Source organism: Candidatus Binatus sp., assembly GCF_030646925.1.
Lineage (GTDB): Bacteria > Desulfobacterota > Binatia > Binatales > Binataceae > Binatus.
This window is the reverse complement of the sequence record NZ_JAUSKL010000086.1, coordinates 1-2,797: the sequence shown is the minus strand read 5'-3', so window position 1 is coordinate 2,797 and position 2,797 is coordinate 1. Positions and strand designations below refer to the sequence as shown.

At 55.9% G+C, this 2,797-nt stretch carries 3 protein-coding genes; all 3 read left to right on the top strand.

All coding sequences use genetic code 11. The annotated features are described in order from the left end of the window. The coding region (locus Q7S58_RS15000) for a TRAP transporter fused permease subunit (RefSeq protein WP_304827367.1) at positions 1-1,909 on the top strand (1,909 nt) is incomplete at its 5' end. Between the two features lie 378 nt (positions 1,910-2,287). After that, on the top strand, positions 2,288-2,461 hold the full coding sequence (locus Q7S58_RS14995; protein ID WP_304827364.1) for a hypothetical protein: 174 nt from the start codon (positions 2,288-2,290) through the stop codon (positions 2,459-2,461). 5 nt (positions 2,462-2,466) lie between these two features. Further along, a partial coding sequence (locus Q7S58_RS14990; RefSeq protein WP_304827361.1) for a DNA polymerase beta superfamily protein occupies positions 2,467-2,797 on the top strand: 331 nt, incomplete at its 3' end.

The following is a 2,797-nucleotide window of genomic DNA, read 5'->3' as shown; positions in this document are numbered from 1 at the left end:
CGGGTTGATCACTGCTCTGGCAGTCACGCTGCCTGTGGGCACTATCGCTTGGGTCCTTGATTGGTTTCGCGTGGCCGGATTGGTCTTTTCCACCGAGCAGTTCCTGAGCGGAATGCTGGCTGTTGCCTTTCCGTTGGTTTTTCTTAGCGTTCCCGCGGGAACTGGCCGCGCAAGAACCGACCGAATCCCCTGGTATGACATTGTTGCCGCCGTAACCAGCTTCGCGGCTGCGGCGTACACGGCTATTCGAGTGGCTGGCCTTTCCGAGCTGATCACCGCTCGTCCCACCGATGGCATGGTGGTTGGAACTCTCATGCTGCTCTTCATTATTGAGGGATTGCGCCGCACCGCAGGCAATGCGCTGACGATGGTCGTCATCTTGTTTATCGTTTACGCCTTGGTCGGGCGCTGGATTCCGGGAATGTTTCAAAGCCGTCCCGTGACCCTGGGGCAGCTATTTTATTATCTGGCGTGGGATTCGACCGCCATGCTGGGATTGCCACTGAATATTGTGGCGACCGTCGTTGTCGCGTTTATTCTCTTCGGTCAGATGCTGCAAAAATCCGGCGGCTCTGATTTCTTTGGTGACATCGCTGTTGCTTTGATGGGCCGGTATCGGGGGGGGACCGCAAAAGTCTCCTTGGTCTCCTCGGCGCTCTTCGGCACGGTATCGGGCAGTGCCGTGGCTAACGTCATGGTGGATGGTGCCATCACGATTCCGATGATGAAGCGGAGCGGCTATCCCGCTCACACGGCTGCGGCGATCGAAGCGATTGCCTCCACCGGCGGCCAAATCGTTCCACCGGTCATGGGAGCGGCAGCGTTTCTGATGGCGCAGTTCCTTCAGATCCCCTACACAAGAGTCTGTATTGTCGCGATCGTCCCGTCCATTCTCTACTATGTTGCTCTGTTCGCCGAGGCGGACCTCGAGGCGGCGCGCCGGGGAATCAGCCGCGTCGAGGAGTCGCAGATTCCTCGTCTGCGGGGAGTCCTCGCAGCCGGCTGGTTTTTCTTGCTGACCTGGGTGGTGCTCATCGCCAGCATGTTCTGGCTGAACTTCTTGCCGGAGAGCTCGGCGCTAATCGCGGCTTTCGTTATTGCCATCGTGAGTGTCGTTTTCGGTTTTAAGGGCAAGCGGCTTCGATTTTCCGATCTTCTGGAGACACTGCGAGCAAGCGGTCTCGGGTCGCTGGACATCATCCTGATCGGAGCGGCCACCGGCATCGTGATAGGCGCGCTGAACATCTCCGGGCTCGCGTTCGGCCTGAGCCTGGCCTTGACTCAGCTCGCGGGCGGAAATCTGTTCCTGCTTCTATTGATGTCCGCGGTTCTGGCCACCATTCTGGGCATGGGTATGCCAACGGCTGGCGTCTACATTCTGATGGCTACCCTGGTCGCGCCGGCCCTTGTCAACTCGGGTGTAAATCCGATCGCCGCCCACATGTTTATTTTCTATTACGGCATGTTGTCGATGATCACTCCGCCGGTGGCCTTGGCGGCTTTTGCCGCGGCGAGCCTCGGGGAAGCAGACCCGATGCGAACCGGATACGAGGCGATGCGCTTCGGTTGGGCGGCCTTTGTCGTTCCATTTCTTTTCGTCTACTCGCCCACCCTCCTGATGATCGGAAATCCCGTCAACGTTACAATCGCCGTGATTACCGCGATACTGGGAGTTTGGCTCGTTGCGATCGGCGTCGTCGGATACTTTGTGCGGCCGCTCGGACTTCTTCAACGGTTTGGATTCGCTGTTTTTGGATTGCTCGCGTTGATTCCCGCCGACACTTTTCCAGGCGCCGTCTGGACCGACGTCGCCGGAGTTCTTGGTGGCATCGGGCTGTTATGGTGGGAGATCGCCTGGCGTCGCCGTGTACGGCTTGTTGCGCCTGTGACCGTATCGTCTTCTGACTAGTCTTACTATGTCATTGATATTCCGAGGTCATGGGAAACTTATACGAAATCACAAATTTGGCCCAGAAACGGTAAAGTTGATTTGAAAGGAGTGCAAACGCTGCTCCGTCTTATGGACGAGGATGGGGCGTTGAAAAAACCGTTGCCGAAGCCTGAAGGGATCATTGAGAGAGCAGATAGACGTTCGAGCAGAGAAGAAATTACGTTGAATGATTTGTGCGACGCCTCGACTCGGGCCTCGGCCATGGCCGGGGCTACTCGTTCGAAATTCCGCCTGAAAATCGAAGAGTCGTCCTGAGCGAGCGGAGCGAATCGAAGGGCGACGGAGTTAATGGCCCGGGCTTGCCCGGGGGCTCCACTGAAAACATTATCGACTGAAGTGCAGACGCTATTTTTCAGTTATGACTTCTGCGGGCACCGTGACGAAAGCCTCGAAGAATCCGACAACCGTCTCGATCCTGACGTTCTGCCTAACCTCGAAGCCGCCGTCGAACAATTCCGCGAAATCGCGACTGACTTGAGTCGCTGGGAAATTGACTCCAAAAAGAGCTAATCAGTATGGAAGATCGGATTTTCATCTCAATTCACCAAGCTCTCGAATCATTGGAGTACGCCGAGAATATGGTGGTCTTATTGGCTGTTGAATCCGGCAGTCGCGCGTGGGGATTTTCGTCTACCGATTCCGACTATGATGTTCGTTTTATCTACATTCGACGACCGGAATGGTACCTTTCGATCGACTTAGAAAACCAACGAGATGTCATTGAACAGCCGCTAGCGGATGAGATCGACCTCAGCGGTTGGGACATTCGAAAGGCGCTTAAGCTTTTTCACAAATCCAATCCACCGCTTTTGGAATGGCTGCAGTGCCCTGTTGTTTATCGTGAGC